We start from the raw sequence: 25,062 nt of genomic DNA on the forward strand, positions 1-25,062 counted from the left end.
TTTAGGATTGTCGCCTATCGTACACCCAAGGGGAGGCCTCGTGGACCGCATCATCCATTGCATTGCGCACGATCACGACTGGCGGATTACGGTGTTCGCTGCGCTGATCTGCATGGCCGGTCTGAGCGTGTCGACCCATGTCATGCAGAAGATGGGCCGGCGCGACCCCGATCGACGACGCCGTGCGGTCCTGCTGGCCGTCATGATCGGGGCCCTGTCGATCTGGGCGACCCATTTCGTGGCCATGCAAGGGTTCGTCGCCGGCGTGCCGGTGCGTTACAATCCCTTTCTGACGGTCGCTTCCCTGGGGATCGCGCTGGCCATGATCGGCCTGACGATCGGCTCGACGTTGATGGGCAAGGGCCGCATGTGGCGCGTGCTGGCCGCCGTGATCGCCGTCGCCGGCGTCGGAGCCATGCATTACCTCGGTATGGCCGCCATCAAGGCGCCGGCGCACATCAGTTGGGATCCCGGCCTAGTCGCCCTGTCCATCATGGCGGCCCTGGCGATCGGGGGCGCGACGGCCTTCTTCTATCGTCGAGGCGGCCTGCTGCGCCTGCTGGCGACGACGACGGGACTGTCCGCGACCGTCATCGTTCTTCATTTCATCGGCATGGCGGCCATCACGGTGACGCCGGACCCGACCGTCGCCGCCGACCAGGGGCTGTCCAGCGAGGCGATGCGACTGCTGCTGGCCGCCATTCTGCTGATGATCTGCACGGCCGCCACCGTGCTGGGCATGATGGCCTATATTTCGCGCGCCACCGCACTGCGCCGTATCCGCGAGGCGGTGGACGCCATGCCCGACGGCCTGGGCTTCTATGATTCCAAGGATCGGCTGGTGCTTTGGAATGCGCGCTATGCCGAGGTGAACCCCGAGCTTGAGCCGCATCTGGTCGTCGGCCTGACCTTCCGAGAGGCCTTGCGCATCGGCATCGACGAAGGCCGCTATCAGGAGGCGGCCGGCCGCGAAGAAGAATGGCTGAATGAGCGCATGCAGGCCCGTCGTCAGCTTTCATCGAACAGCGAGCAGCAGGTCGCCGGCGGGCGTTGGCTGCGTATTCAGGACCGCCGTACGTCCGAGGGCGGGACGGTCACGGTCTGCAACGACATCACCGATCTGAAGCGCGACGCCGAGGCCCTGTCCGAAGCGCGCGACGCGGCCGAGGCCGCCAATGTCGCCAAGAGCCAGTTTCTGGCGAACATGAGCCATGAGATCCGCACGCCGTTGAATGGTGTGATCGGCCTGTCCCAGGCCCTGGCCAAGACCGATCTCACGGCTGAACAGCGTGAGATGCTGGATCTGATGCAGGCGTCGGGAAAGACGCTGCAGACGCTGCTCAGCGACATCCTGGATCTGGCGCGCGTCGAATCGGGCAAGCTGGAGCTGACCGAAGACGCCTTCGAACTGGCGACGGTCGTGCGCGAGGCGGCTCAGCTCTATGCGGAGAATGCGCGCGAGAAGCATCTCGACTTCCATGTGGATATCGATCTGGAGGACGACGTCTGGATCTTGGGCGATGCGGTGCGCCTGAAGCAGGTGCTGACCAATCTGATTTCCAACGCCGTCAAGTTCACCAGCAAGGGCTTTGTCGGCCTGATCGTGCAGCGCGGAGCGGATCGCCAGGGCTCGCCCGTGCTGCGCTTCACCGTCGAGGACAGCGGCATCGGCTTCGACGCCGCGACGCGGGCGCGCCTGTTCAGTCGCTTCGAACAGGCCGACGGCGGCATCACACGCAAGTTCGGCGGCTCGGGTCTTGGCCTGTCCATCTGTCGTCAGCTGGCCGAGATGATGGGCGGCGACCTGGGCTGCGAGAGCGAACCCGGCGGCGGCGCGGCCTTCATCCTGACTTTGCCGCTGAGACAGACCCAGGCCCCGTCGCGCAAAGAACCGGCGCCGGCCCAACCCGCCGTCGTGGAGCAGGCGCGGACGATCCGCGTGCTGGTCGCCGACGACCATCCGACCAACCGCCGCGTCATCGAACTGATTCTGGCGCAGACGCCGACGCAGATCGTGATCGCCGAGAACGGCGCCCAGGCGCTGGAAAGTTTCCGGGCCGACACTTTCGACCTGGTGCTGATGGACATGCAGATGCCCATCATGGACGGGCTGACCGCGACGCAGGAGATTCGCCTGCACGAGGCGACGATGGGCCTGGATCGCACGCCGATCGTCATGCTGACCGCCAACGCCATGCCAGAGCACGTCGCCGCCGGACGCGCGGCCGGGGCCGACCACCACCTGGCCAAGCCGTTCAACGCCGCCGAACTGCTGGGCATCGTCGCGGCGCCGACGTCGCTGCTGAAGGATCGCGCGCAGGCGGCGTGAAGCGGAACCTTTGACGGTTGCGCCTTGGACCTGATGCGTGTAATAGCCCGCGCTCTTGAATTCGAGGGTTCATCACCCCCGCCGCGAGAGCCCCGGGTTGGCGCGGCGTTTCCGTTGTTGTTGAGGCGAGCCACATGGCCGAGATCATTCTGAACGTGGACGTCCGCGATGGCGTCGGCACCGGCGGCGCTCGCGCTGCGCGTCGCGCCGGTTTCGTGCCGGGCGTCCTTTACGGCGGCGAGCAAGCCCCCGTCGCCATTTCGGTGAACGAGAAGGACTTCCGCAAGTCGCTCTACACCGGCAAGCTGCTGGGCCACCTGGTGACCCTGAAGTACGGCGACGAGACCCAGCCGGTCATCGCCAAGGACGTGCAGTTCGACCCCGTTTCGGACCGCCCCCTTCACTTCGACCTGATGCGCGTCGACGAGAAGGCTCCGGTCAAGATCGAAGTGCCGGTGCACTTCCTGAACGCCGATGAAGCGCCCTACTCGCGTCAGGGCGGCTCGCTGGAGATCGTCCGTCACGCCGTCGAGATCCTGGTCCGCGCCGACCAGATCCCGGAAGAGCTGGTTGTCGATCTGGCCAAGGCCGAAATCGGCGACACCATCCGCATCTCGGACATCAAGCTGCCCAAGGGCGCGGAAGCCACCATCACCGACCGCGACTTCGTGATCGCCACGGTCAAGATCTCCTCGGCCGCCCTGTCGGAAGCTGCTGACGAAGCCGCTGACGCCGAGGCCGCCCCGGCCGAGAAGACCGAAGACTGATCCTTCGTCGTTTCGACAAGATCACGCCCCGCCCGGTTCGCCGTGCGGGGCTTTTCTTTGCCTGACGCAAACGGCAAGAGGACGCCATGATCATCATCGCGGGGCTCGGCAATCCGGGCGGGAAATACGAAAAGAACCGGCACAACATCGGCTTCATGGCCGCCGACGAGATCGCGCGCCGGTGGCGGTTCGGGCCTGAGCGCGCCAAGTTCCAGTCGATCGTCAGCGAGGGTCTGGTCGACGGGACCAAGGTCCTGCTGATGAAGCCCCAGACCTATATGAACGAAAGCGGTCGGGCGGTCGGCGAGGCGGCGCGATTCTACAAGATCAAGCCGAGCGAAATCATCGTCTTCCACGACGAGATCGACCTGGCGCCCGGGCGGTTCCGCATGAAGACCGGCGGCGGCGCGGCCGGCCAGAACGGCATCCGCTCCCTGATCAGTCATCTCGGCGCCGACTTCCGACGTGCGCGCATGGGCATCGGCCATCCGGGCGAGAAGGAACTGGTCATGCCCCACGTTTTGGGCGACTTCCACAAGGCAGAACAGCCCTGGCTGGACGTCATGCTTCAGGCCTGCGCCGACGCCCTGCCTTTCGCGATCGCCGGCGACGACGAACGCTATCAGGGCGAGGTCATGCGCCTGGCCCCAGCGCCCAAGTTCAGCCCCCGCCAGGCCGCGCGCGGCGAGCTTTAGGACAAACCGCCGCCTATCGCGCCGTCGCAAAACGCCGTAGAGGCCAGACGTGACCCGCGCCCAGGCCGACAATTGGTCGATCTCGCAATCGCTCGCCTTCTTGGCGGCGGTGTTTGCGCTCGTGCTCGGAACCCTGTTGCCGTTCGCGGCTCTCGCGGCGGTCCAGCCGGGCCACCCGCTGGTCATCTGTTCGGCGGAAGGCCCCCAGACGATCCAGTCCGGCGGTATGGACGGCCCGGTCAACAAGCACGTCGGGGCCAAATGCGCCGCCTGCGTCATGCCGTTGGCCGCCGCCCTGCCCTGCCCGCCTGCGCCCGAGCCGGCGCCGGTGGTCCGCACCGTCGAGCGTGTCGTCTATGTCGCCGCCAGCGTCAGCCCGCCGCCGCCCGCGCGCGCGCCGCCGCGTCCGCCGTCCACCGCCCCACCCCAAGCCTGAACCAGACCCAAGCCCGCGCCGTCCTCAACGCCTGCGCGCCGTCTCGTTCTGATTTCAGGTTCATTCCATGTCCTTCAAGACTACCGCAGCGCCCTGCGCGCTGCTCCTCGCCGCCCTCTCCAACGCCGGTTGGACGAGCCCCGTCCTGGCCCAGCAGACGCCCGAACCGGCTTTGCTGGACAGCGTCATCGTCACCGGCCGCCGCAACGCCGAGGATCCGCCCATCGTCGCAGACGCGCGACAGCGGCTGTCGCGCACGCCGGGCGCCGTCGCTGTCATTTCAGCCGAATCCTATGCCGACCGGTATGCGACCAATCTCGCCGACGTGCTGCGCGATGCGCCCGGCGTCTATGCCCAAAAGAAGTGGGGCGGCGACATTCGCCTGTCGATTCGCGGATCGGGCATAGGCAATGCGGTTCACAATCGCGGCGTTCTGCTGGCTCAGGACGGCGTGCCGTTCAACGAGGCCGACGGGTTCGGTGACTTCCAGCTGATCGACCCGCTGATCGCCCGCTACACCGAAGTCTACAAGGGCGGAAATGCGCTGCGGTTCGGTGGAGCCCTGCTAGGCGGGGCGGTCAATCTGGTTACGCCGACGGGGCGCACGGCCTCGTCCAACCTGAACCTGCGCCTGGACGGCGGCTCCTATGGAGCCGTGCGCGCCCATGCCGAGGTCGCGGGCGTTCGCGGCGACTGGGACGGTTTCGCCGCCGTAACGGGCCAGAGCGTCGATGGTTGGCGCCAACAGAGCGAAGGCAAGGCGCTGAACCTGTCGGGCAACATCGGGCGCAGCTTTGGCCATGATCGCGACGTTCGCCTGTTGGCCTCGTGGGGCGACATCCATCAGGAGATTCCGGGCAGCGTCAGTCTGTCCGACGCCCTGACAAATCCCGAGGCGGCCAATCCTGCCAATATCGCCCTCAACTATCAGCGCAATATGCGCTCGCTTCGCACCACTTTGCAGACCCGCTGGAGGCTGGACGACGCAACGGTGTTCGAGGGCGCTCTCTATGGAACCTGGAAGGATCTGGACCATCCCATCTTCCAGGTCATTGACCAGCAGAGCCGCAACTACGGCGCCTTCGGCCGGTTCGATTGGCAGGGCCAGATCGGCGGGATGCGCGCCGACGCCTTCTATGGCGCCTGGTATCGACAGGGTGATCTGGACGCCAAACAGTGGGTCAATGTCGGCGGACAGCAGAACGGTTTACGCGCCCGCAGCTTCCAGAACGGCAAGGGGCTGGATGTCTTCGGCGAGGGGCGGCTGTTCGTGACCGACCGTCTGGCGCTGGTCGCGGGAGGAACCTGGGGGCGCGCCGAGCGGGACTATCAGAGCTATGTCGTCCCCGGCGTCGTCGGCACGATCGATCTGACCACCGACAAGACCTTCGACTGGTTCGCGCCTCGCGCCGGCCTGTTGTGGGAGAGCGAGGATGGCGCCCAGGTCTTCGCCAACGTCACCCGCTCGATCGAGCCGCCCAACTTTTCGGCCTTGTCGCCGACCGCCGGCGGCTATCAGCCCCTCGTTCCTCAAGAGGCCGTGACCTGGGAAGTCGGCACGCGGGGTCGGCGGGGACCGCTGACGTGGGACGTGACCGCCTATCGCGCCGATCTGAAGCACGAACTGCTGAACTTTGCTGTAAACGCCGCCCTGGGCATACCGGCCGCGACCTTCAACGCGGGACCGACCATCCACCAAGGGATCGAGGCAGGGCTGGATTGGCGGATCGCGCCGGAATGGCGGCTACGCCAGACCTACGCCTTCTCCGACTTCTATTTCGACGGGGACAAGGTCTATGGCGACGGCCATCTACCGGTCGTGCCGCCGCACCTGTATCGCGCAGAGCTTCGCTACGACGATCCGGCCGGGTGGTTCATCGCGCCCAGCGTGGAATGGTCGATCAAGGATGCCTGGGTCGATTACGCCAACACACTGAAGTCGCCGTCCTACGCCGTCGCGAACCTGAATATGGGCTGGACCGTCAATCACCGACTGACGGTGTTCGCCGATGTACGCAACCTGTTCGACGAAGCCTATGTGTCGAATTTCGGCGCGGTCACGGACGCCCGGGTGGCTACCGTGTCCAAGGCCGTCTTCTTCCCCGGCGACGGCCGTTCGGCCTATGTCGGCGTCAGGATGAGCTACTGATGGCGCGCAATCTCGACAAGACGACGCCAGACGACCTGTCCGACGCCTATCGCGCGGTCTGGCGCTGGCATTTCTATGCCGGCGTCTTCGTCATGCCGGTGCTGATGCTGCTGGCCCTGACGGGGGGGCTTTATCTATTCAAGGACGAGATCGACGGCTTTCTGTATCGCGACATGATCCGCGTGCCGGCGGTTCAGGCCGAAGCGGCGCCGGATGCGTGGGTGGCTTCGGCCGCCCAGGCCGCAGGCGGCGGGCGGGTCGCCAATCTGGTCATGCCTGCGCGCGACGATCAGGCGATCCGGCTGCGGGTCGATCGACCCGATGGGATGCAGAAGACGGTCTTCGTCGATCCGCACACCGGCCGGGCCACCGGCGTCATTCCGGCCGGCGGGTTCATGGAGCTGGTCAAGAAGACGCACAGCCTGACCCTGCTGGGGCGGCCGTTCAACATCCTGGTCGAAATCGTCGCCGGCTGGACGATCATCCTGTTCGCCACGGGGCTTTATCTGTGGTGGCCGCGCGGCCGGGGCGTGGCGACCTTTGCACTGCAAACGACAGACAGCCGCCGCCGACCGTTCTGGCGCGACCTGCATGCACTGACGGGTTTCTATGTCGGCGGAGTGGTGCTGTTTCTGGCCGTGACCGGCATGCCGTGGTCCGCGGTCTGGGGCGACAAGGTCATGGGGGCGGTCAAGGAGACGGGGCTCGGTCGGGCGCCCGCACCCGTCGCCGGCGCCTGGCAGAGGGCGCAGCACCACGATGCGCCGGTCGGGGCCGGCTGGACCATGGAGGGCATGGTGATGACCCACGACCATGCCGGCCATGGCGGCCTGGCGCAGGTTCTGCGGGTCGCGGATCAGGCCCACTTGGCGCGCCCCTATACGGTGAACATCCCCAAGGCCGATGACACAGCCTATACGCTGACGACCCAGGCGACGCGGGTTCAGGACAGCCGGTCGCTCTATGTCGATGCGGCCTCCGGGCGGCTGCTGGGCGACATTGGCTATGACCAGTTCGGCGTCGGCGCCAAGGCCATCGAGTTCGGCGTCTATACGCACCAGGGCACGCAGTTCGGACAGGCGAACCGCATCGTCATGCTGCTGGGCTGCATCGGCGTGTGGCTATTGTCGATCAGCGGCCTGGTCATGTGGTGGAAGCGCCGCCCGCCCAATCTGTCGCGTCGACGCCTGGGCGCGCCGCCCGCCCCGCCGGGACCGCGTGCGCGCGCCGCTGTCCTGGGCATCGTCCTGCCCCTCGCCATCCTCTATCCCCTGACAGGACTGAGCCTGATCGCGGCCGTATTGCTCGACCGAGCCCTACGGCCGATGATCCGGCGCCGTTCCGCCGCCTCGTGAAAGACCTGACGCCATGAAGATCAAACTCGCCCTCGCCGCCGCCGCCCTGTCGCTGGCGGCCTGCGATCCGTCCGAGCCGGCCAAGGCGCCCGCCGCTCAGACGCCGACGGCGACCGCCGCCGTGAGCGCGACCGACGCCTGGTGCCGCCCGTCGCCGAACGGGGCCAAGGCCGGCGGCTGCTACGTCACCCTGACCGCCGCGACCGATGACAGGCTGACGGACGGATCGACGCCGCGCGCCGGATCGCTTCAGGTTCACGAGATGAAGACCGAGAACGGCATGATGAAGATGGCCGAGCTGACGGCGGGCCTGCCCCTGCCCGCCGGTCAGGCCGTGGCCTTGGCGCCGGGCGGCAACCACCTGATGCTGATCGGCCTGACCGCGCCTCTGGTCGACGGCGAGACCGTGCCGTTGACCTTCCAATTCGCATCGGCGCCGACGATTACGGTTCAGGCGCAGGTTCGCCAACCGGCCATGGACGGCATGGATCACGCCGCCCACTGACCTCAGTTGAAGCGCGAGCCTGACAAACCGGTTCGAACCGGGTAAAGGCTCGCGCCTCACGAGGAATACCATGGCTCTTAAAGTCGCGATCGTCGGCCTGCCCAACGTCGGCAAGTCCACCCTGTTCAACGCCCTGACCAAGACGGCGGCGGCCCAGGCGGCCAACTATCCGTTCTGTACCATCGAGCCGAACACCGGCGATGTGGCGGTGCCCGAGGCGCGTCTGAACGCCCTGGCCGAGATCGCCGGATCGAAAGAGATCATTCCGGCCCGCATCACCTTCGTCGACGTCGCCGGTCTGGTGCGCGGCGCCTCCAAGGGCGAAGGCTTGGGCAACCAGTTCCTGGCCAACATCCGCGACTGCGACGCCGTGGCCTTCGTCGCACGCTGCTTCGTCGATGATGACATCACCCACGTCGAGGACCGCATCGATCCGATCGCCGATCTGGAGATCATCGAGACCGAGCTGATGCTGGCCGACATGGAAAGCCTGGAGCGTCGCCGGCCGCAGCTCGAGAAGCGCGCCAAGGGCGGCGACAAGGAATCCGTCCTGACGCTGAAGCTTGTCGATCTGGCCCTGGCCCAGCTGAATGCCGGCAAACCCGCGCGCACCGCCGAGGTGTCCAAGGAGGACATCAAGGCCTGGCACATGCTGCAACTGCTGACGGCGCTTCCCGCCCTCTATGTCTCCAACGTCGAGGAAGGCTCGGCCGACAAGGGCAACGACCTGTCCGACAAGGTCGCGGCCCGCGCCGCCCAGGACAACGCCAACTCGGTCGTCATCTCGGCCCAGATCGAGTCCGAGATCGCCGTGCTGGACGACGAGGAACAGAAGGAGTTCCTGGAGACTCTGGGTCTGGAAGAGCCCGGCCTGAACCGTCTGATCCGCGAGGCCTATAAGCTGCTGGGCCTGCAGACCTATTTCACGGTCGGTCCCAAGGAAGCGCGCGCCTGGACCATCAATGTCGGCGACACCGCGCCCCAGGCGGCCGGCGTAATCCACACCGACTTCGAAAAAGGCTTCATCCGCGCCGAGACCATCGCCTTCGACGACTTCGTGGCCCTGCGTGGAGAAGCCAAGGCGCGCGAGGCCGGCAAGCTTCGCGCCGAAGGCAAGTCCTATGTCGTCAAGGACGGCGACGTGATGAACTTCCTGTTCAACTAGGCGGCGCGGCCGGCGGGGTTTCGGCCCCGTCCTTCTTCATCATCTTCGCCAGCGGATTGGCGGGTTCGGGCGCGCGCGGCGACGCCGGGCAACGCGCCAGTTTGGCTGTCAGCATATCGCGATCCACATAGGTCAGGGTCAGCACATCTCCGGCTGCGCCCATATGCACACGCTCGCTCACGGCCCGGCCCTGCGCCATGCACGACAGGGCGGCGACATAACCTGAGCCGCGTTCGTCAATTCGCACGATGTCGCACTTGCGGTCATAGGCGTCGAACCGCATCGGCGTGATGGTGATGGGACTGTTCTGGCCCTGCGGCCGAGCGCACCAGGCGGGATTGGCCGCCCACACGCCCACGAAACTGCGGGGCCCGCGAGACGCCAGCGACGAAGGTCCCGGCGCCTCGACCGGCTGCATGGCTTCGGGCGTGCGAAGCGGCGCGGCCGGTTCATTCGGCGGATTGACCCGATCGTCTCCACAGGCCGCAAGGAGGGCGAAGGCGCCAAGCGCCGCAAGCAGGGCCGTTTTCATCTCGCCACAACGCAACGGCCAAGGTTCAGGTTCAACGCACCTAATTATTGCGGTTGATTCTGATAATCGTTCGCATTAACACCCTGCCAATCACTAAGCGGGGCTATTGATGCGTACTCTCTTCCTCCTTTCCACCGCCGCGACCGCCATTGGGTCGGCCCTGATCGCCCAGCCCGTTCGCGCCGAAACGCCCGTCACCGTCTCGCCCGCCACTGAGGTCGATCCGGTCGTCGTCCTGGGAACCCGTTCACGGCGCCTGGCGTCGAATGTCCCCGGCACGGTGAGCGTCATCGACGCCGAGCAGATCGAGAGCCTGCTGGCGGCGGACATCAAGGACCTGATCCGGTTCGAGCCGGGCGTCAGCGTCCCCACCTCCCCTGCGCGGTTCAGCCTGGCCCTGTCCGGCGCGGGCCGCGACGCCAACTCCGGCTTCACCATTCGCGGCATGGGCGGCGACCGCGTGCTGATCATCAACGATGGCGTGCGTCTGCCGGCGGGCTTCTCTTTCGGGGCGCAGGCGGTGGGTCGTGGCGGTTACAACGATGTGGATCTGGTCAAGTTGGTCGAGATCCTGCGCGGCCCGGCTTCCGCGCTTTACGGCTCTGACGGCATCGCCGGCGCCGTAGCCTTCACCACCAAGGATCCGTCGGATTTCCTGGTCGGAGATCAGACCTTCGGCGCCCGCGGACGCGGGGCCTACAACTCTGCGGACGAAGGCTGGACCGAGGGCGTGGCCTTCGCCGGTCGGTCAGGATCGCTGTCGGGCCTGTTGGCCTATACGCGTCGCGATACGCAGGAGACGGAGAACAAGGGATCGGTCGCCGGCGTCGGCGCGACCCGTACCGAGCCCAACCCTCAGGATTTCAGCTCCAACGCCTATCTCGGCAAGCTGGTGTGGGAGGTGAAGCCGAACCACACGCTGCGCCTGACCTATGACCATCTGGACTCGAAGATGGACGGCGACGCGCTGAGCAGCCGCTCGGCGACCGTTTTGGCCGTCACCGCCCACGACGAAACCCAGCGCGACCGCGTCAGCGGGGACTGGCGCTTCCAGGACTTCGCAGGCCTCAGCGACGGCTCGGTCTCGGTCTATTGGCAGGACGCCACGACGCGTCAGTACACGTTCGAGGATCGCGTGACCCTGGCCGACCGCGTGCGCGACACAACCTTCGACAACACTGTCTATGGCCTCGCCGCCCAAGGCGCCCGCGTCTTCGGCCAGGGAAGCGCGGTTCAGCACCGCGTCACCTTCGGCGGCGACTGGTCGATGACGAAACAAGAAGGACTCCGCGACGGCGTGACCCCGCCGGTGGGCGAGACCTTCCCCATCCGCGCCTTCCCCAAGACCGAGTTCCAGCTGGCCGGCCTGTTCTTGCAGGACGAGATCGAACTGCTGGATGGGGCGCTCAGCATCATTCCGGCCGTCCGCTATGACTGGTATGATCTGTCACCCAAGGTCGACGCCCAGTTCCCTGCGGCGGCTTCGGGCCAGAGCAACGATCACATCTCGCCCAAGCTGGGCGTGGTCTATTGGACCGGGGCACACCTGGGCGTCTTCGCCAACTACAGCCTGGGCTTCCGTGCGCCGTCGCCGATGCAGGTGAACAACTATTTCGAGAATCCGGTCTTCGGCTATCGCTCGATACCGAACCCGAACCTGTCGCCCGAGACCAGCGAGAGCGTCGAGGCCGGCTTCCGTCTGCGCGACATCGATGTGGCGGGCGGCAAGTTGCGGCTGAACACCACCGCCTTCGCCACCCACTACGACGACTTCATCGATCAGGTAGTGGTCAGCGGCACGGGCGTCCCCGGCGTCGATCCGCTGGTCTATCAGTACGTCAACCTGACCGAGGTTGACATCCGGGGCCTGGAAGCGCGCGCCGACCTGTATTGGGACAACGGCTTTAGCCTGATCGGTTCTGCCGCCTACGCCGAGGGCGAACAGACCACCGATGGCCGTCGAACGGCGCTTGGCAGCATCGATCCGGTGAAGGTGGTCGCGGGCCTAAACTACGCTGCGCCGTCTGGCGCCTGGGGCGGATCGGCGACCGTCACCTGGTCGGGCAAGAAGGACCAGACGACCTATAATCTGTCGTGTGCGAACGCCTGTTATCTGGGCGACAGCTTCACCCTGCTGGACCTGACAGCCTATTGGAATGTGACGGAGCGGGCGACGCTGCGCGCCGGCGCCTTCAACGTCTTCGACGGGACCTATGGCTGGTGGAGCGATGTGCGCGGTCTGTCCGCCACATCCACCGTCAAGGATGCCTACACCCAGCCCGGCCGCAACTTCGGCGTCTCCCTGACCCTGCGCCTGTAAGCGACCATGAAATCTTCCCCTACTTCAAGGAGCCGCCCGATGCGCGCCATTCTGATCGCCGCTGCCCTGCTGACGACGACGGCTCCGGCCGCCCTGGCCCAGGAGGCGACCGCCACGACCACGGCGACTGCGACGCCGGCCAACGCCTTCGAACGGGATCGCCAGTCAATCCTGGCCCAGGCCGGTCAGTACCGCGTCCACTTCGACATGCGCGAGAACGTGAGCTTCCGCGCCGATTACGACCCGCTGGAAGAGAAGCTGTCGGGCGGCAGCGAGATCGTGCGCGTCGTCTACGACAAGGGCGACCGCATCAGCCTTCAACACATCCTGGTGATGGAGCATAAGGGCCAGGTGATGGTCATCAAACACTGGCGTCACGATTGGGTCTATCAGCCCCAGACGGTCCTGACCTATGCCGGGCCGAACCAGTGGACGTTGACGGCGGTGCCAGAGGCCGAGCGCGCCGGCGCTTGGTCACAAACGGTATGGCAGACCGACGATTCACCTCGCTACGGCGGCATCGGCCGCTGGACCTATGACAACGGCATATCGGCCTGGACCTCGAACGCCACGTGGCGGCCTCTGGCGCGTCGCGATGCGGTGCGCAATCCCGTCTATGACCGGTATCTCGGCACCAACCGCCATATCCTGAAGCCGGACGGCTGGGTGCATATCCAGGACAATATGAAGATGTCCGGCCGAGCCGGCGGCGAACCCATCGCCATCGTGCAGGAAGACGTGATCAACACCTATGACCGGTCCACCAGTTATTCGCCCCAAGCCGGCGACGACTACTGGATCGAGACCCAAGGTTTCTGGTCCGCCGTGCGCGACGCCTGGGACGCCGCCATCGCCGCCCATAACGGCGTCCATCTGCTGGAGGCCGGAGACACGGGCTCCGTCACCGGCAGGCCGTTGATGGATCTGGCGCAACAGATCGCAGACGGCAAGACGACCGAGGTGGACGCTATCGCCAAGGCCCGCGCCCTGATCGCCGAGGCCACGACGCCGCGCTGACGATCCCACAGCGCGGAGCGTGAGACGGCGGCCGCTTCATCCGGTCGCCGTTTTGCGTTTCAGCTCAAGACCACGCGGCCGTCGATCATACGGAAGGCAACGCCGGTGCGCTGGAACAGACGCGCGATGACGGCCGATGGATTGGCCGCACCCTGGTCCAGCAGCCGCTCGACATCGCCGCGCAGCGACGGGTCGCGCGACGTTCGGGTCAGGGCCGTCAGCCATTCCTCGCGGCTGAGCACGCCGTCCGGCTGGCGAAGCAGAGGTCTGAGGAAGTCGAACCAGTCGCCGCCGGTCCGCTGGCGTTGCGCGCCTTCCGCCGCCAGGGAGAAGACAGCCCCGCAGGCGTAGTAGGCGCGGTGTTCGCCCCGGGCGCCGGCCTGGGCGATCGGCTGGCGGGCCAGGTTGACGCAGTCGTCCACCTCGGACTGAAGCTCGGCCCGGTCGTCATAACTTGCATCGAGGGCCTTCAGGGCGCGCACAGCCATCAGGTCGGCTCCGCCCTCGGTGATCCAGGCCTCATCGGCGAAAGCGTAGCGCACCGTCTGTCCCAGCCAGAAATGCGCCCCCTCATGGCCGATGAACCAGCGCGAACGCTCCATGATTTCGGGCTGGGGCGAGGTCACGCCCCTGCCCTCGAACGACATGACGATCAGGCCCGGCAAGACGCTGCCGCCCATGCTGGTCATGCTTTCGGTCGGTCCGTTCCAGGCCACCATGACGATGGGCGTATCGCCGCCAGAGCCCGGCGCGCCGAGGCGATCGCGGTAGTAGTGACCGACACGCGGCGCAAAGCCCCGGATCTCCTCGCCGATCCACGGCGGCAGATTGGGGTCCATGACGGTCGATAGCCCATCGCCCGGCGTCACCGTCGCCTCGCCCAGCAGGACATAGCTGCGCTCGTCCGTCGTGGTCAGTTCGTCGCGGCGGCGCCCGTTGAACAGGACGGGTCCGTTCTCGTCCCGCCACGTCACGCGCGAGGGACCGCCATCCAGGCGGATCCGGTTCAGGTCGTCAGGCACCTGTTCGGCCGCCTGGGCCGACCGCAAAGCGAAGACATCCAGTTGTCGCGTCGGCAGGGCCACCGCGCCATTGGAGAACAGCAGGGTCGGATATTCGGCCTCAAGATCCACCGCCTGCGGTCGAACGCGGAAGCGGACTTCGCGCGGCACGGGACCGCCATCCGTGCTGCGGATGATGTCGTAATGACCGCGTCGCTCCATGACGACGCCGGGCGTCTCGACCGTCCATTGGCGCGGCCGCCAGGGCTGGCGTGAATCCTGTTCCAGCGCCGAATCCTGGAAGGCCCAGACCGGCACGTCGCGCCCAAAGCGATAGTCGATGTTGAGGTGATCGCCGTCGCGGGTCACCGTCACCTGGGGTCCGCCTTCCTCTTGAAAGGTCGCCGGCGCCGACATGGGCCCGGCGGCGCACGCGCCGCTCATTAGGGCGAGGGCCAAAACGGCGGGCGAGGCGAAGGCGTGGACGCGCAAGGGCGATCTCCTGAAGGGCGCTCGGCGCGAAGCCTAGCGGTCGTCAACGCGCCGCGTCAGCTTACGGTTTCGTCAGGCTGATGCCCGTTCCAAGGCGCGCCCCGCCGCCGCCAGTTCGCCGGCCATCACGGCCTTCAGCCGCTCCGGCGCCAGGATCTGCACCTGCTCGCCCCAGGTGAAAAGATGCCAGGCCAACTCGCGCATGCCCGAAGCGCGGAACCGCACGATCACGCCGCCGTCCCAATGATCCTCAAACGACTGGGTCGGGTGCCAGCGCCAGCTCCTGGCCTCGGCCGCGCCCTCGGGCGCGATGCGCAGCACGACGTCCTCGATCTCGTCCTGATAGATGCCGAAGGACTGGCTGGCGAAGACGCCGAGGTCGAAATCGGCGGGCGGCACGGCCATCCCCTCCTGCGGGGCGACGTGGCTCATTCGGTCCAGGCGGAAGGTCTGGATGCGGCTCGTCTCGCGGTCGGCGGCGACCAGATAGTTGGCCCGGCCGAACATGACGCCGCACGGCGCCACGCTGCGCCGACGCGGCTCGGCCCCCGGACGGGAATAGGTGAAGCCCAGCGGCTGCTGCGCCAGCACCGCCGCGCGGATGGCGGTCAGCATGGCTTCGTCGGCGGAGGGTCGAGGGCCGGCCTGGACCGCAATGGTCTCTGCCCGGACCAACGCCTCCAGATCGGGCGCCATCCGGTTCAGCGTGGTCGAACGCATCGCCGCCTTCAGCTTGCGCTCCAGCCCCTCCAGCGCCGTGGCGCGCGCCGGTTCGCCGGCGGCGCGCAGGGCGGTCGCGGCCTTGGACAGTTCCAGCATTTCGGTTGCCGTCGGGGCCTGTTCGAAGGCCGACAGGCCGCCCCGGATGCGCCAGCGTTTGGACGGCGGGTCCGAGACCTCGTCCACCTGGGGAAACAGCATCAGAACCGCGTCGCGCATCCGTTCGGCGGTGCGGCGGCCGACGCGCATGTCGCGCGCGATCTCGTCCAGGCTCAGCCCTTCGGCGCTGGCGGCCATGCGGCGCGCCAGATCGATCACCATCGCCGCCTTGTCGTGTCTCAATGCTTTCGCCGATCCCTACGTCCGTTTCTGACGCAACACTGCTTCATATCGACATCATCGACAAGAGGCCCCGCTTCAGGAGATCATCAGATGGCGCGTTTCCAACCCACCCAGACCGTCAACGCCAGCCGCTACATCATCGTGCCGTGCGAGGCCGATGGGTCGTCCGACCTCGCCGTGATCTGGGACCGGCTGGAGGAACAGGTGGTCGACGTCATTTCGGCCGCCGCCAGCAGCCGCTACTCGGACGAGGACATGCTGTGGGACGAAGGCCGCACCGGCGACGTGTCCCCGGAATGGCGGATGGCGGCCTGAGCTCAGGCCGCCTTCGGCTTGGTCCAGCGATCGATCATGCGCTGGGCCGGCTGCTCGACCAGTCGGTGCGCCACGACGGCGACGGCGACGATGAAGCCGAACATGGCGACGGCGAACAGGTCGTTCAGCCAGACCGAGCCAAAGTCGATGCGACGAACCGGTACGAGGTCCAGCTTCCTGGCCACGATCATCATCACGGTCAGGATAAACATGTGGACCATGTAGATGGCGAACGACCACCGCCCCAGGGTGACCAGCGCCGGATGGTCCAGCACGCGTGACAGCGCCCCCTCCTCGCCGGCGAAGACCCAGATCGGCGCCACGAAGATCAGGGTGACGGCCACGGTGATCGGCCCCTGAGCATAGCCGATGAAGACACAGGCCGCGACGATGGCCGCGATCTCCAATATCGTCGCGGCGCCGCCCTTGAGCCGCGGAATGCGGGTCCAGAGCCCCTGCAGCAGGCAGCCCAAGAAGAAGCCGTAGACCGCGCGCGGCACGGCGAAGTCATAGGTCGTGTTCATCCAGCGCCGGGCGTAGCTGAGCACCAGCACGCCGCCGATGATCGCCAGCACCAACCCGATCCAGCGGAAACGCTTGGGCGCGATCAGCACCAACCCCGCGAAGATCAGATAGCAGGCCCATTCGGCGCTGAGCGTCCACGACGGCCCGTTCCAGGTCAGATAGGGATGCACATGCCAAGCCTGGATCAGCGCCAGATTGGTGAAGATCGCCTCGATCGACCGATCCCGCGTGAACGGCGGAGCGCTGTCGAAATGCAAGATCAGCCGAGCCAGCTCCAACCCGATGAAGGCCGCCAGCATCAGCAGATGCAGCGGCCAGATCCGCCCGAAGCGCCGCACCATGAACCGCCCGGCGTCGCGTCCCGACTTCAGTCGGTTCGCATAGGCATGAGCGATGACGAAGCCCGACAGCACGAAGAAATAATCGACGAACAGATAGGAATGCTGAATGAAACCCCAGTCGCGCCAATGACTTGCGACCGGCATGTGGAACATCACCACAAGGATGGCGCACACACCCCGCAGGGAATCCAGAGCCTCAAAACGGCGATGGGCGGCAGGAAGAGGTCCGGACAATGTGTTCACGGACGCGTGATAGCGCCGGTCAAGGTTGCGCGATAGGGGTCTGACGAGACTTCAGTCCGCCCCGGCTTTGAGCGCACGAACAGCGCGACCGCAAAGGTCGCGCAGAACCGCCTGATCGACATCTTCCAAACGCGAAACATAGAGGCAGCCCACGCCGGTCTTCACCTTGCCCAAGCGGGCGATAAGCTCGGCACGTTCAGGGAAATCCCCAGCGACATAAAGCACCAGGTTGGCTTTTCGCGGCGAGAAGCTGATCAGCGGCCAGCCGCCCTTGGGGCTGCCGTCGTTGCCGAACCCGACGATGGACGATCCCCAGAGCACGGCCGGTTCACCGGTGATGTCCGACATCAGTGCGGCGACGGCATGAGCATCAGACCGTCGGCGTGGATCGTCGATCGCAGACAGGAAGGCATCGACAGAGCCGTCGGTGGGGCCGGTCTTGGGCGTGCTGGCCATGGCTCAAAGCCCCTTCACGATCCCTTCGACCATCTTCTTTGCGTCGGCGAACAGCATCATGGTGTTGTCGCGGAAGAAGAGTTCATTCTCCACCCCGGCGTAGCCCGAGCCCATGCCGCGCTTGACGAACAGCACCGTGCCGGCCTTTTCCACATCCAGGATCGGCATGCCGTAGATGGCGCTCGTCGGGTCGGTCTTGGCGGCGGGATTGGTCACGTCATTGGCGCCGATGACGAAGGCGACGTCGGCGGTGGCGAATTCGGCGTTGATGTCCTCCAGCTCGAACACCTCGTCATAGGGAACGTTGGCCTCGGCCAGCAGGACGTTCATATGGCCCGGCATCCGGCCGGCGACCGGGTGGATGGCGTATTTCACCTCTACCCCTTCCTCCTTCAACTTGTCGGCCATTTCACGCAGCGCATGCTGGGCCTGGGCCACCGCCATGCCGTAGCCGGGCACGATGATGACCTTGGACGCATTCTTCATGATGAAGGCGGCGTCCTCAGCCGAGCCCTGTTTGACCGGCCGCGTTTCCTTGGCGCCGGCGGGACCGGCCGCCGCATCGCCGCCGCCGAAGCCGCCCAGGATGACGCTGACAAAGCTGCGGTTCATGCCCTTGCACATGATGTAGCTGAGGATCGCGCCCGACGACCCGACCAGGGCGCCGGTGATGATCAGGGCGATGTTCTCCAGCGTGAAGCCCAACGCCGCCGCGGCCCAGCCGGAATAGGAGTTGAGCATCGACACCACGACCGGCATGTCGGCCCCGCCGATGGGGATGATCAGGGTCGCGCCCAACACCAGCGCGATCAGGAAGACGCCCCAGAAGGCCCAGGTCGCCGCGCCGTTCGTGCCGATCAGGATGCCGATCAGGAAGACCAGACCCAGCGCCAGGCCGACGTTGATCAGATGCCGCGCCGGCAGGATGATCGGCGCGCCGCTCATGTTGCCGTTCAACTTGGCGAAGGCGATGACCGAACCGGTGAAGGTGATGGCCCCGATGGCGACGCCGAGGCTGAGTTCGATGATCGACAGCGTCTTGATGCCGTTTCCGTCGTCGGACAGGATTCCAAAGGCCTCGGGCGCATAGATCGCGCCGATGGCGACGAGGCAGGCGGCCATACCGACCAGGCTGTGGAAGGCTGCGACCAGTTGCGGCATGTCGGTCATGGCCACGCGTTTGGCGATCAGGGCGCCTGCCCCGCCGCCGACGATGACGCCGCCCGCGATCAGGGCCAGGGTCACGGTATCCAGCGCCCCCGTCGTGCCCAGCGTCAGCAGGGTCACGCCGATGGCCAGCGCCATGCCGACCATGCCGAAGGTGTTGCCCTGACGGCTGGTCTCGGGGCTAGACAGCCCCCGCAGCGAAAGGATGAACAGGACGCCTGAAACCAGATAGGCCAGTGCGGCCAAAGATGCGTTCATCACGCCCCTCCCCTCAAGACGTGCGGGCCAGCCGCCACAGGGCGGCGGCGATGAACAGCGGGCCGATGAAGAACAGGGCCCATTCGAAGACGCCCAGCGGCCGGTCCTGCGTTACGACGCGAACCAGAATGGCCGAAAAGACCAGAGCGATGCCGCAGTCATGCAGCCGCTGGCGCTTGATCGGAGCCTTGGCCCCGAACCAGCCGTACAGCCACAGGCCGAAACCGATGCCGGTCGCGACCCAGGATCCGGTGATGGCGATCTGCGAGGCGTCCGTCACGAAGACGCCTCGGGCGCGGCCTTGGCAGCCGGCCGCTCCTTCTTCTTGTACATGGCCAGCATCCGCCGCGTGACCATGAAGCCGCCGAAGATGTTGACGCTGGCCAGGGTGACGGCGAGCACGCCCGCGCCCTTGGCGATCCAGGCGCTGGGGCCGGTCGCGTCACCGGACACCGCCGCCGCCGCGATCAGGCCGCCGACGATGATGACGCTGGAAATGGCGTTGGTCACAGCCATCAGCGGCGTATGCAGGGCCGGCGTCACGCTCCAGACGACGTAATAACCGACGAAGATCGCCAGCACGAAGATGGCCAGGCGGAAGACGGTGGGATCGACGTGTTCCATCAGTGTGTTCCCTTCAGACCTTCATGCACCACGGCGTCGGCATGGGTGACCACCGCCGCCTTCAGGATATCGTCTTCGAGATCGACCGCCAGACCGCCGTCCTTGATCAACAGGCCGACGAAGGCGGTGAGGTTGCGAGCGTAGAGGGCGCTGGCGTCTGCGGCGATGCGGCCGGGCAGGTTCGACCAGCCGACGATGGTGACGCCATTCGCGGTGGTCACGACCTCGTTCAGCTTGGAGCCCTCGACATTGCCGCCCGCCTCGACCGCCAGATCGATGATGACCGAGCCGGGTTTCATGGAGGCGACATGGGCGGCGGTCAGCAGCACCGGGGCGGCGCGGCCGGGGATCAGGGCCGTGGTGATGACCACGTCCTGCTTGACCACATGGCTGGCGGTCAGTTCGGCCTGTTTGGCCTGATATTCGGCCGACATGGGTTTGGCATAGCCGCCGGCGGTCTGGGCGTTCCTGAACTCCTCGTCCTCGACGGCCAGGAACTTGGCGCCCAGGCTTTCGACCTGTTCCTTGGTCGCGGGGCGGACGTCGGTGGCGGTGACGACGGCGCCCAGGCGACGCGCGGTAGCGATGGCCTGAAGCCCCGCGACGCCCACCCCCATGATGAAGACCTTTGCGGCGGCGACCGTGCCGGCCGCCGTCATCATCATCGGGAAGCCCTTGCCATAGGCGTAAGCCGCCTCGATCACCGCGCGGTATCCCGCAAGGTTCGCCTGGGACGACAGGACGTCCATGACCTGGGCGCGGGTGATGCGGGGCACGAACTCCATGGCGAAGGCGGTGGCGTTGGCCCCGGCCAGGGCGTCGACGGTCGCCTTGTCCCGATAAGCGTCCAGCATGGCGATGACTATGGCGCCGGGCTTCAGCGCGCTGGTTTCCTGGGCCGTGGGGCCGCGCACCTTCAAAACGATGTCGGCGCCGTCCAGCACGGCGCGGGTGTCCGGCTTCACCATCGCGCCGGCGGCGACGTAGTCGGCGTCGGGAATGGAGGAGCCAAGACCGGTCCCGGCCTCGACCGTGACGGTCGCCCCCAGGGCGACCAGCTTCTTGACCGTCTCGGGCGTGACGGCGCAGCGCGTCTCGCCTTCGCGACGTTCACGGGTGACGGCGATAGCGACGGCCAAGCGAATCCCCTCGTTCTTTTCGTTGAACGAAGGTTAGGCCGTTCCGGCGCAGGCCGTCAAAGCACGGTTATGCCAAAGCTTGGCGAGGGCGCGTGATTTCAGACCGCCGCAAGGCGATCCGATGCAAGGCTCAGTGCGCTGCGCCCGGCTTGGACTTCAGCGCCACGAAGCCGACGCCGCCCAGAACGACCGCGCCGATGACGGCGGCCATAAAGCTGCCGCCCGGGTGGAACCACAGCGTCAGGAACAGCAGCAGCACGGCGATGGCCAGGCTGCCCCACTTGGCCAGGTTCAGGAACAGGCGGTAGGTCGAGACCTGTTCGCGCACTTCCATATGGCCGTGCAGATAGGCTTGCGCATCGGCGTCGGCAGGTGCGTTGGCGGTGTCGTGCAGGTCGGCCATTCGTGGAATCCCCTCGTCGTTATTGCGGACTTACACCGAGGCGACCGCCCCGCTCAAGCCCGCAGTCATGCCTTGGTCAGGCCAGCGCCTCGAACTGATCGACCAGCCGCTCCAGCCTCCGACAGCCGACGCTCCAGAAGGCCGGGTCGCGCGGGTCCAGACCGAACGGCTTCAACGCCTCGACGTAGGTCCGCGATCCGCCGCCGGCCAGAAGCTCGCGATAAAGCGGCGTGAAGCCGGTCGGATCGTTGCGACGCGCCTCCATCAGCGCCGCCACCAGCAGGTCGCCGAACGCGTAGGCGTACACATAGAAGGGCGAATGAACGAAGTGGCTGACATAGGCCCACCAGTGTTCATAGCCCGGGTTCAGCTTGACCGACGGCCCCAGCGAAGCGCCCATTTCCTCCAGCCACAGTTGGTTGATCCGCTGCTGCGACACCTCGCCCTGCAGGCGCTCGTCATGGAAACGGGTCTCGAACCGGTGGAAGGCGATCTGGCGCACGACGGTGTTCAGCCCGTCCTCGATCCGACCGGCCAACAGGCCGCGCTGCTCCGATTTGGGCGCCGTGGCCAAGAGACGATCAAACGTCAGCCCTTCAGCGAAGATCGACGCCGTCTCGGCCAGGGTCAGGGGAGTGTCGGCCAGAAGCGTGCCCTGATCGGCCGCCAGGGTCTGGTGGACGCCATGACCCAGTTCGTGCGCCAGGGTCAGGACGTCGCGCCGCTCGCCCATCCAGTTCAGGAAGACATAGGGGTGGCGGTCGGCGGTGACGGGGTGGGCATAGGCGCCCGACTGTTTGCCCGGCCGCGCCCGACCGTCGATCCACGGCTTGTCAAAGAAGCCGCCGGCTCGGTCGGCGAAATCGCCGCCCAGGTCAGAGAAACTGTCCAACACGATCTCGCGCCCCTGGGTCCAGGTGAAGGCGCGCGGCGTCGTGGTCTCGATAGGCGCGTTGCGGTCCCAGTGGTCCAGGCGCGCCTTGCCCATCGCCTTGGCCTTCAGCGCATAATAGCGGTGCGACAGGCGCGGATAGGCGGCGGCGACGGCCTCGGCCATCGCATCCACGGCCTCGCCATCCACCTCGTTGCCCAGGTGACGGCTGTCGGCGGGACGTTTGAAACCGCGCCAGCGATCCTCCATCGCCTTGTCGGCGGCGACGGTGTTCAGCACCAGGGCCAGGGTCGGGGCGCGGGCGGCCAGCGCCTCAGACAGACCCTCGCCGGCGGCCTTGCGGCGTGCGGGCTTGGCGTCCGACAGGCGGTTCAGCGCCTCGGCCAGCGTCAGTTCCTCGTGGCCCGCCTTTGCGCGCAGGGCGGCCAGTTGCTCATCGAACAGGCGCGGCCATTGGGCCGTGATCGGGCCGCGCTCGGCGATGAAGGTTTCCAATTCGGCCGACAGCTCATGCGGCTTCATCGCCCGCACGCGCCGCAGCCAAGGCCGCCAGCGCGCCGCGCGCGCATGGGCGATCAGCGCCGCTTCCAGCGCCGCATCGTCGATCTGATTGATCTCCAGCGTCAGCCAGACGGTCGGGGTGGCGATGGCGGTGATCTTCTCGCGCACATCGGCCTCGAACCCTTGCGACGTCGCATCGTCGCGCGCGGTCGAGGCCGACAGGAAGGCGTAGGCGCCCAGCGCACCCAGCACATCGGACGCCTGCTCGTACAGCTGGATCGCGCGGTCCAGCGCCTCGCCCAACGCCTGCGCGTCCTGATCCGCCGCCAGCCGCCCCTTCAGCCCGTTCAGCGCCTCGACCAGACCCCGCGCCTTTTCCAGATCGGCGGCCACCTTGGCGTCGTCGCGCGACGCATAGAGGTCGGTCAGGTCCCATAGCGGGGCTTCGGTGTTGGGCGTCTTGAAGGGAGCGTTCATGCCCCTGTTCTGGGGATGCGCGACGACGGCCGCAACCGTCCCTTGCGCTTTCTCGGCGTCACGGCCCGTGCAATCCTGCCTTTCGGAGACGCGTGAATGACCGAAACCCTGCAACATGACACCGGCCGGACGGGCCTTGGCGGGGGCTCGGTCCTGTTTGCGATTCGCCTGGCGACGGGTCTGGTTCAGGGGCTGGCGCTCTATCTGCTGTATCTGGCGGCCGACAGCCGCGTCTGGCCCGAAACCCAGCCGGTGGTGTTCGGCGCCCTGGCCTTGGCGGCCGGCTATGTGCCGGTGGTGCTTCTCGCCGGCGTGGGCCGGGTCAAGCCGCTGGCCCTGATCCTGTGGGCGGCGGCCGCAGCCGGCGTGTTGGCTCTGTTGGGCGCCCACGATGTTGCTCGCCAGGTGCTGAAGCCGCAAGAGGAGCCGCCTTTCCTGAGTTTCCCCGTGCTGGCCTTCGGCGCGGCGGCCCTGTTCATCGCCCACCACCTGATCGTGCCCGGGATCCGCGAACGACGCTGGATCGTCGACTATCCCGACTATTTCGACATCGCCTGGAAGGCGGGGGTGCAACTGGCTCTGTCGCTGGGCTTCACCGGCGCCTTCTGGATCCTGCTGCATCTGGGCGCGGCCCTGTTCAAAATGATCGGCCTCGGCTTTCTGCAGCACCTGCTGAGCGAGGCGTGGTTCGCCATTCCGGTCACGGCCCTGGTCTTCGCCACCGCCGTCCAGCTGACCGATGTGCGCGACGGCCTGATCCGGGGCGTGCGGACCGTGGCGTTGATGCTGTTGTCCTGGCTGCTCCTGGTGATCACCGTCCTAGTCGGCGGCTTCCTTCTCGCCCTGCCCTTCACCGGATTGGACGGGCTATGGGAAACGCGCAGCGCGACGGCGCTGGTGCTGTCGGCCGCCGCCGCCCTGATCGTGCTGATCAACACTGCCTATCAGGATGGGCGCGCCGACAATCTGCCGCCGGTCGCTCTGCGATACGGCGCGCGGGCGGCGTCGGTCCTGATCGCGCCGTTGATCGTTCTGGCCGCCTGGGGCCTGGGCTTGCGGATTGGCCAGCATGGGTTGACGCCCGATCGGATCATCGCCACCGCCTGCACCCTGGTCGGCGCGGTCTATGGCGCGGGCTATCTGCTGGCGGCCGTGAAACCGGGCGGCTGGATGAAGCCGCTGGAGCGGACCAATGTCGTCGCGGCGGTTCTGGCGGTTCTGGTCATCCTGGCCCTGTTCAGCCCGCTGGCCGATCCGGCGCGGCTGGCCGTGCGGGATCAAGTGGCTCGACTGGAACGGGGCGCCGTGTCCGCTGAAGCGTTCGACTACGACTTCCTGCGGTTCGAGAGCGGCAAGGCCGGCGAGGCCGCGCTCCGTCGTCTGGCCGCCTCAACCGATCCTCGCATCGCGCGAAACGCCCGCGCCGCCCAGGCCCGCCCCTGGCCATCTGGCGATACGGCGCAAGGACTGCAAGCGCGCAAGGCCGCCATCCGCCTGAAGGCCGTCGATGGCCAATCCGTGCCCGCCAGCTTCATCGATCAGTTGGACACGCAGGTCGACGTGCTGTTCAGTTGCAATGCGGAAACGCCCTGCGTCGTGCGATCGACGGACCTGAATGGCGACGCACGAACTGATCTGCTGGTCGCCACGGCTCGCGAAATTGTCGCCTTCGATCAGGACGCTCAGGGCCAGTGGCGCGTGACGGGTCGATACGGCTTCACCTGCGGGCGCAGTGCCGAGCGGATGAATGCGGGCCTGTCGAAGAGCGTCGCGACGGCCCCGGCCGCCCTTCCCGACCTGGTTGTCGACGGCCAGAGATTGCGCGCCATCCCCGAGGTGCGATGCGACGCGACAGAGCCGCGTTAACGGGACGCTCACCACGCCGTGTCACCCGAT

The 25,062-nt window shown here is 66.7% G+C and carries 23 protein-coding genes; 12 read left to right on the plus strand and 11 right to left on the minus strand.

The annotated features are described in order from the left end of the window. Window positions 1–40: 40 nt before the first annotated feature. The 8 genes from GGC30_RS04810 to ychF all read left to right on the plus strand — a co-directional run bounded on the left by GGC30_RS04810 (window position 41) and on the right by ychF (window position 9,401). Window positions 41–2,329, plus strand: coding sequence for an ATP-binding protein (locus GGC30_RS04810; protein WP_370451882.1), 2,289 nt, complete (start codon window positions 41–43; stop codon window positions 2,327–2,329). A 134-nt stretch (window positions 2,330–2,463) separates the two neighbouring features. Further along, window positions 2,464–3,096 (plus strand): 50S ribosomal protein L25/general stress protein Ctc, encoded by a 633-nt coding sequence (locus GGC30_RS04815; RefSeq protein WP_045810293.1) that lies wholly within the window; start codon window positions 2,464–2,466, stop codon window positions 3,094–3,096. Between the two features lie 86 nt (window positions 3,097–3,182). After that, window positions 3,183–3,791 (plus strand): aminoacyl-tRNA hydrolase, encoded by a 609-nt coding sequence (pth, locus tag GGC30_RS04820; protein WP_153922938.1) that lies wholly within the window; start codon window positions 3,183–3,185, stop codon window positions 3,789–3,791. 49 nt (window positions 3,792–3,840) lie between these two features. Further along, a complete protein-coding gene (locus GGC30_RS04825; protein ID WP_055804207.1) occupies window positions 3,841–4,227 on the plus strand; it encodes a hypothetical protein in 387 nt (128 codons plus the stop codon). A gap of 67 nt (window positions 4,228–4,294) precedes the next feature. After that, a complete protein-coding gene (locus GGC30_RS04830) occupies window positions 4,295–6,376 on the plus strand; it encodes a TonB-dependent receptor domain-containing protein (protein WP_153922939.1) in 2,082 nt (693 codons plus the stop codon). Further along, window positions 6,376–7,731 carry a PepSY domain-containing protein gene (locus GGC30_RS04835; protein WP_153922940.1) on the plus strand — a complete coding sequence of 452 codons (1,356 nt, stop codon included), beginning with the start codon at window positions 6,376–6,378 and terminating at the stop codon, window positions 7,729–7,731. The genes GGC30_RS04830 and GGC30_RS04835 overlap by 1 nt, the downstream gene beginning before the upstream one ends. 13 nt (window positions 7,732–7,744) lie before the next feature. Continuing rightward, entirely contained in the window at window positions 7,745–8,236 is a 492-nt protein-coding gene (locus GGC30_RS04840; RefSeq protein WP_153922941.1) for a copper chaperone PCu(A)C, read from the plus strand. Window positions 8,237–8,306: 70 nt separating this feature from the next. Next, on the plus strand, window positions 8,307–9,401 hold the full coding sequence (gene ychF, locus GGC30_RS04845) for a redox-regulated ATPase YchF (protein WP_066623261.1): 1,095 nt from the start codon (window positions 8,307–8,309) through the stop codon (window positions 9,399–9,401). Here the strand turns inward: ychF and GGC30_RS04850 are convergent. Further along, window positions 9,394–9,933: a hypothetical protein gene (locus tag GGC30_RS04850; protein WP_153922942.1), complete on the minus strand. Its 540-nt coding sequence runs from the start codon at window positions 9,931–9,933 to the stop codon at window positions 9,394–9,396. The genes ychF and GGC30_RS04850 overlap by 8 nt on opposite strands. A gap of 109 nt (window positions 9,934–10,042) precedes the next feature. Here GGC30_RS04850 and GGC30_RS04855 point away from each other — a divergent pair, with 109 nt between their 5' ends. Next, a complete protein-coding gene (locus GGC30_RS04855; protein WP_153922943.1) occupies window positions 10,043–12,253 on the plus strand; it encodes a TonB-dependent hemoglobin/transferrin/lactoferrin family receptor in 2,211 nt (736 codons plus the stop codon). A 39-nt stretch (window positions 12,254–12,292) separates the two neighbouring features. Next, window positions 12,293–13,270: a DUF6607 family protein gene (locus GGC30_RS04860; protein ID WP_153922944.1), complete on the plus strand. Its 978-nt coding sequence runs from the start codon at window positions 12,293–12,295 to the stop codon at window positions 13,268–13,270. A gap of 59 nt (window positions 13,271–13,329) precedes the next feature. Here GGC30_RS04860 and GGC30_RS04865 read toward each other — a convergent pair whose 3' ends face one another. Then, window positions 13,330–14,763 (minus strand): hypothetical protein, encoded by a 1,434-nt coding sequence (locus GGC30_RS04865; RefSeq protein ID WP_228763600.1) that lies wholly within the window; start codon window positions 14,761–14,763, stop codon window positions 13,330–13,332. Between the two features lie 72 nt (window positions 14,764–14,835). After that, the gene (locus GGC30_RS04870; protein WP_228763601.1) at window positions 14,836–15,825 is read right to left on the minus strand and encodes a YafY family protein; all 990 of its coding nucleotides are present in this window, start codon (window positions 15,823–15,825) and stop codon (window positions 14,836–14,838) included. A gap of 90 nt (window positions 15,826–15,915) precedes the next feature. Here GGC30_RS04870 and GGC30_RS04875 point away from each other — a divergent pair, with 90 nt between their 5' ends. Then, the gene (locus GGC30_RS04875) at window positions 15,916–16,140 is read left to right on the plus strand and encodes a hypothetical protein (protein ID WP_153922945.1); all 225 of its coding nucleotides are present in this window, start codon (window positions 15,916–15,918) and stop codon (window positions 16,138–16,140) included. Window positions 16,141–16,142: 2 nt separating this feature from the next. Here the strand turns inward: GGC30_RS04875 and GGC30_RS04880 are convergent, their stop codons facing one another. From GGC30_RS04880 to GGC30_RS04915, 8 genes are all read right to left on the minus strand, one after another. Beyond that, window positions 16,143–17,249 (minus strand): acyltransferase family protein, encoded by a 1,107-nt coding sequence (locus GGC30_RS04880; RefSeq protein WP_370451883.1) that lies wholly within the window; start codon window positions 17,247–17,249, stop codon window positions 16,143–16,145. Window positions 17,250–17,300: 51 nt separating this feature from the next. Beyond that, a complete protein-coding gene (locus tag GGC30_RS04885) occupies window positions 17,301–17,705 on the minus strand; it encodes a DUF1801 domain-containing protein (protein WP_153922947.1) in 405 nt (134 codons plus the stop codon). Between the two features lie 3 nt (window positions 17,706–17,708). Further along, window positions 17,709–19,130 (minus strand): NAD(P)(+) transhydrogenase (Re/Si-specific) subunit beta, encoded by a 1,422-nt coding sequence (locus GGC30_RS04890; protein ID WP_153922948.1) that lies wholly within the window; start codon window positions 19,128–19,130, stop codon window positions 17,709–17,711. 13 nt (window positions 19,131–19,143) lie between these two features. Continuing rightward, entirely contained in the window at window positions 19,144–19,410 is a 267-nt protein-coding gene (locus tag GGC30_RS04895) for a hypothetical protein (protein WP_228763603.1), read from the minus strand. Beyond that, entirely contained in the window at window positions 19,407–19,754 is a 348-nt protein-coding gene (locus GGC30_RS04900) for an NAD(P) transhydrogenase subunit alpha (RefSeq protein ID WP_153922949.1), read from the minus strand. Before GGC30_RS04900 ends, GGC30_RS04895 begins: the two co-directional genes overlap by 4 nt. Continuing rightward, complete coding sequence (locus tag GGC30_RS04905; RefSeq protein ID WP_153922950.1) at window positions 19,754–20,893, minus strand: Re/Si-specific NAD(P)(+) transhydrogenase subunit alpha; 1,140 nt, start codon at window positions 20,891–20,893, stop codon at window positions 19,754–19,756. The genes GGC30_RS04900 and GGC30_RS04905 overlap by 1 nt, the downstream gene beginning before the upstream one ends. 130 nt (window positions 20,894–21,023) lie before the next feature. Next, entirely contained in the window at window positions 21,024–21,296 is a 273-nt protein-coding gene (locus GGC30_RS04910; RefSeq protein ID WP_017505952.1) for an aa3-type cytochrome c oxidase subunit IV, read from the minus strand. 76 nt (window positions 21,297–21,372) lie between these two features. Further along, complete coding sequence (locus GGC30_RS04915; protein WP_153922951.1) at window positions 21,373–23,166, minus strand: M3 family oligoendopeptidase; 1,794 nt, start codon at window positions 23,164–23,166, stop codon at window positions 21,373–21,375. Between the two features lie 96 nt (window positions 23,167–23,262). Between GGC30_RS04915 and GGC30_RS04920 the strand changes: the two genes are divergently transcribed. Beyond that, on the plus strand, window positions 23,263–25,032 hold the full coding sequence (locus tag GGC30_RS04920) for a DUF4153 domain-containing protein (protein WP_153922952.1): 1,770 nt from the start codon (window positions 23,263–23,265) through the stop codon (window positions 25,030–25,032). The last annotated feature ends 30 nt before the right edge of the window (window positions 25,033–25,062 follow it).

The organism is Brevundimonas sp. SPF441 (genome assembly GCF_009661015.1).
GTDB classification, from domain to species: domain Bacteria; phylum Pseudomonadota; class Alphaproteobacteria; order Caulobacterales; family Caulobacteraceae; genus Brevundimonas; species Brevundimonas vesicularis.

Coding starts and splice junctions, on each gene's coding strand:
- GGC30_RS04915 (WP_153922951.1), bottom strand. CDS start 23,166: ATGAACGCTCCCTTCAAGACGCCCAACACCGAAGCCCCGCTATGGGAC.
- GGC30_RS04815 (WP_045810293.1), top strand. CDS start 2,464: ATGGCCGAGATCATTCTGAACGTGGACGTCCGCGATGGCGTCGGCACC.
- GGC30_RS04840 (WP_153922941.1), top strand. CDS start 7,745: ATGAAGATCAAACTCGCCCTCGCCGCCGCCGCCCTGTCGCTGGCGGCC.
- ychF (WP_066623261.1), top strand. CDS start 8,307: ATGGCTCTTAAAGTCGCGATCGTCGGCCTGCCCAACGTCGGCAAGTCC.
- GGC30_RS04900 (WP_153922949.1), bottom strand. CDS start 19,754: ATGGAACACGTCGATCCCACCGTCTTCCGCCTGGCCATCTTCGTGCTG.
- GGC30_RS04830 (WP_153922939.1), top strand. CDS start 4,295: ATGTCCTTCAAGACTACCGCAGCGCCCTGCGCGCTGCTCCTCGCCGCC.
- GGC30_RS04890 (WP_153922948.1), bottom strand. CDS start 19,130: ATGAACGCATCTTTGGCCGCACTGGCCTATCTGGTTTCAGGCGTCCTG.
- GGC30_RS04910 (WP_017505952.1), bottom strand. CDS start 21,296: ATGGCCGACCTGCACGACACCGCCAACGCACCTGCCGACGCCGATGCG.
- GGC30_RS04885 (WP_153922947.1), bottom strand. CDS start 17,705: ATGGCCAGCACGCCCAAGACCGGCCCCACCGACGGCTCTGTCGATGCC.
- GGC30_RS04855 (WP_153922943.1), top strand. CDS start 10,043: ATGCGTACTCTCTTCCTCCTTTCCACCGCCGCGACCGCCATTGGGTCG.
- pth (WP_153922938.1), top strand. CDS start 3,183: ATGATCATCATCGCGGGGCTCGGCAATCCGGGCGGGAAATACGAAAAG.
- GGC30_RS04920 (WP_153922952.1), top strand. CDS start 23,263: ATGACCGAAACCCTGCAACATGACACCGGCCGGACGGGCCTTGGCGGG.
- GGC30_RS04835 (WP_153922940.1), top strand. CDS start 6,376: ATGGCGCGCAATCTCGACAAGACGACGCCAGACGACCTGTCCGACGCC.
- GGC30_RS04850 (WP_153922942.1), bottom strand. CDS start 9,933: ATGAAAACGGCCCTGCTTGCGGCGCTTGGCGCCTTCGCCCTCCTTGCG.
- GGC30_RS04875 (WP_153922945.1), top strand. CDS start 15,916: ATGGCGCGTTTCCAACCCACCCAGACCGTCAACGCCAGCCGCTACATC.
- GGC30_RS04860 (WP_153922944.1), top strand. CDS start 12,293: ATGCGCGCCATTCTGATCGCCGCTGCCCTGCTGACGACGACGGCTCCG.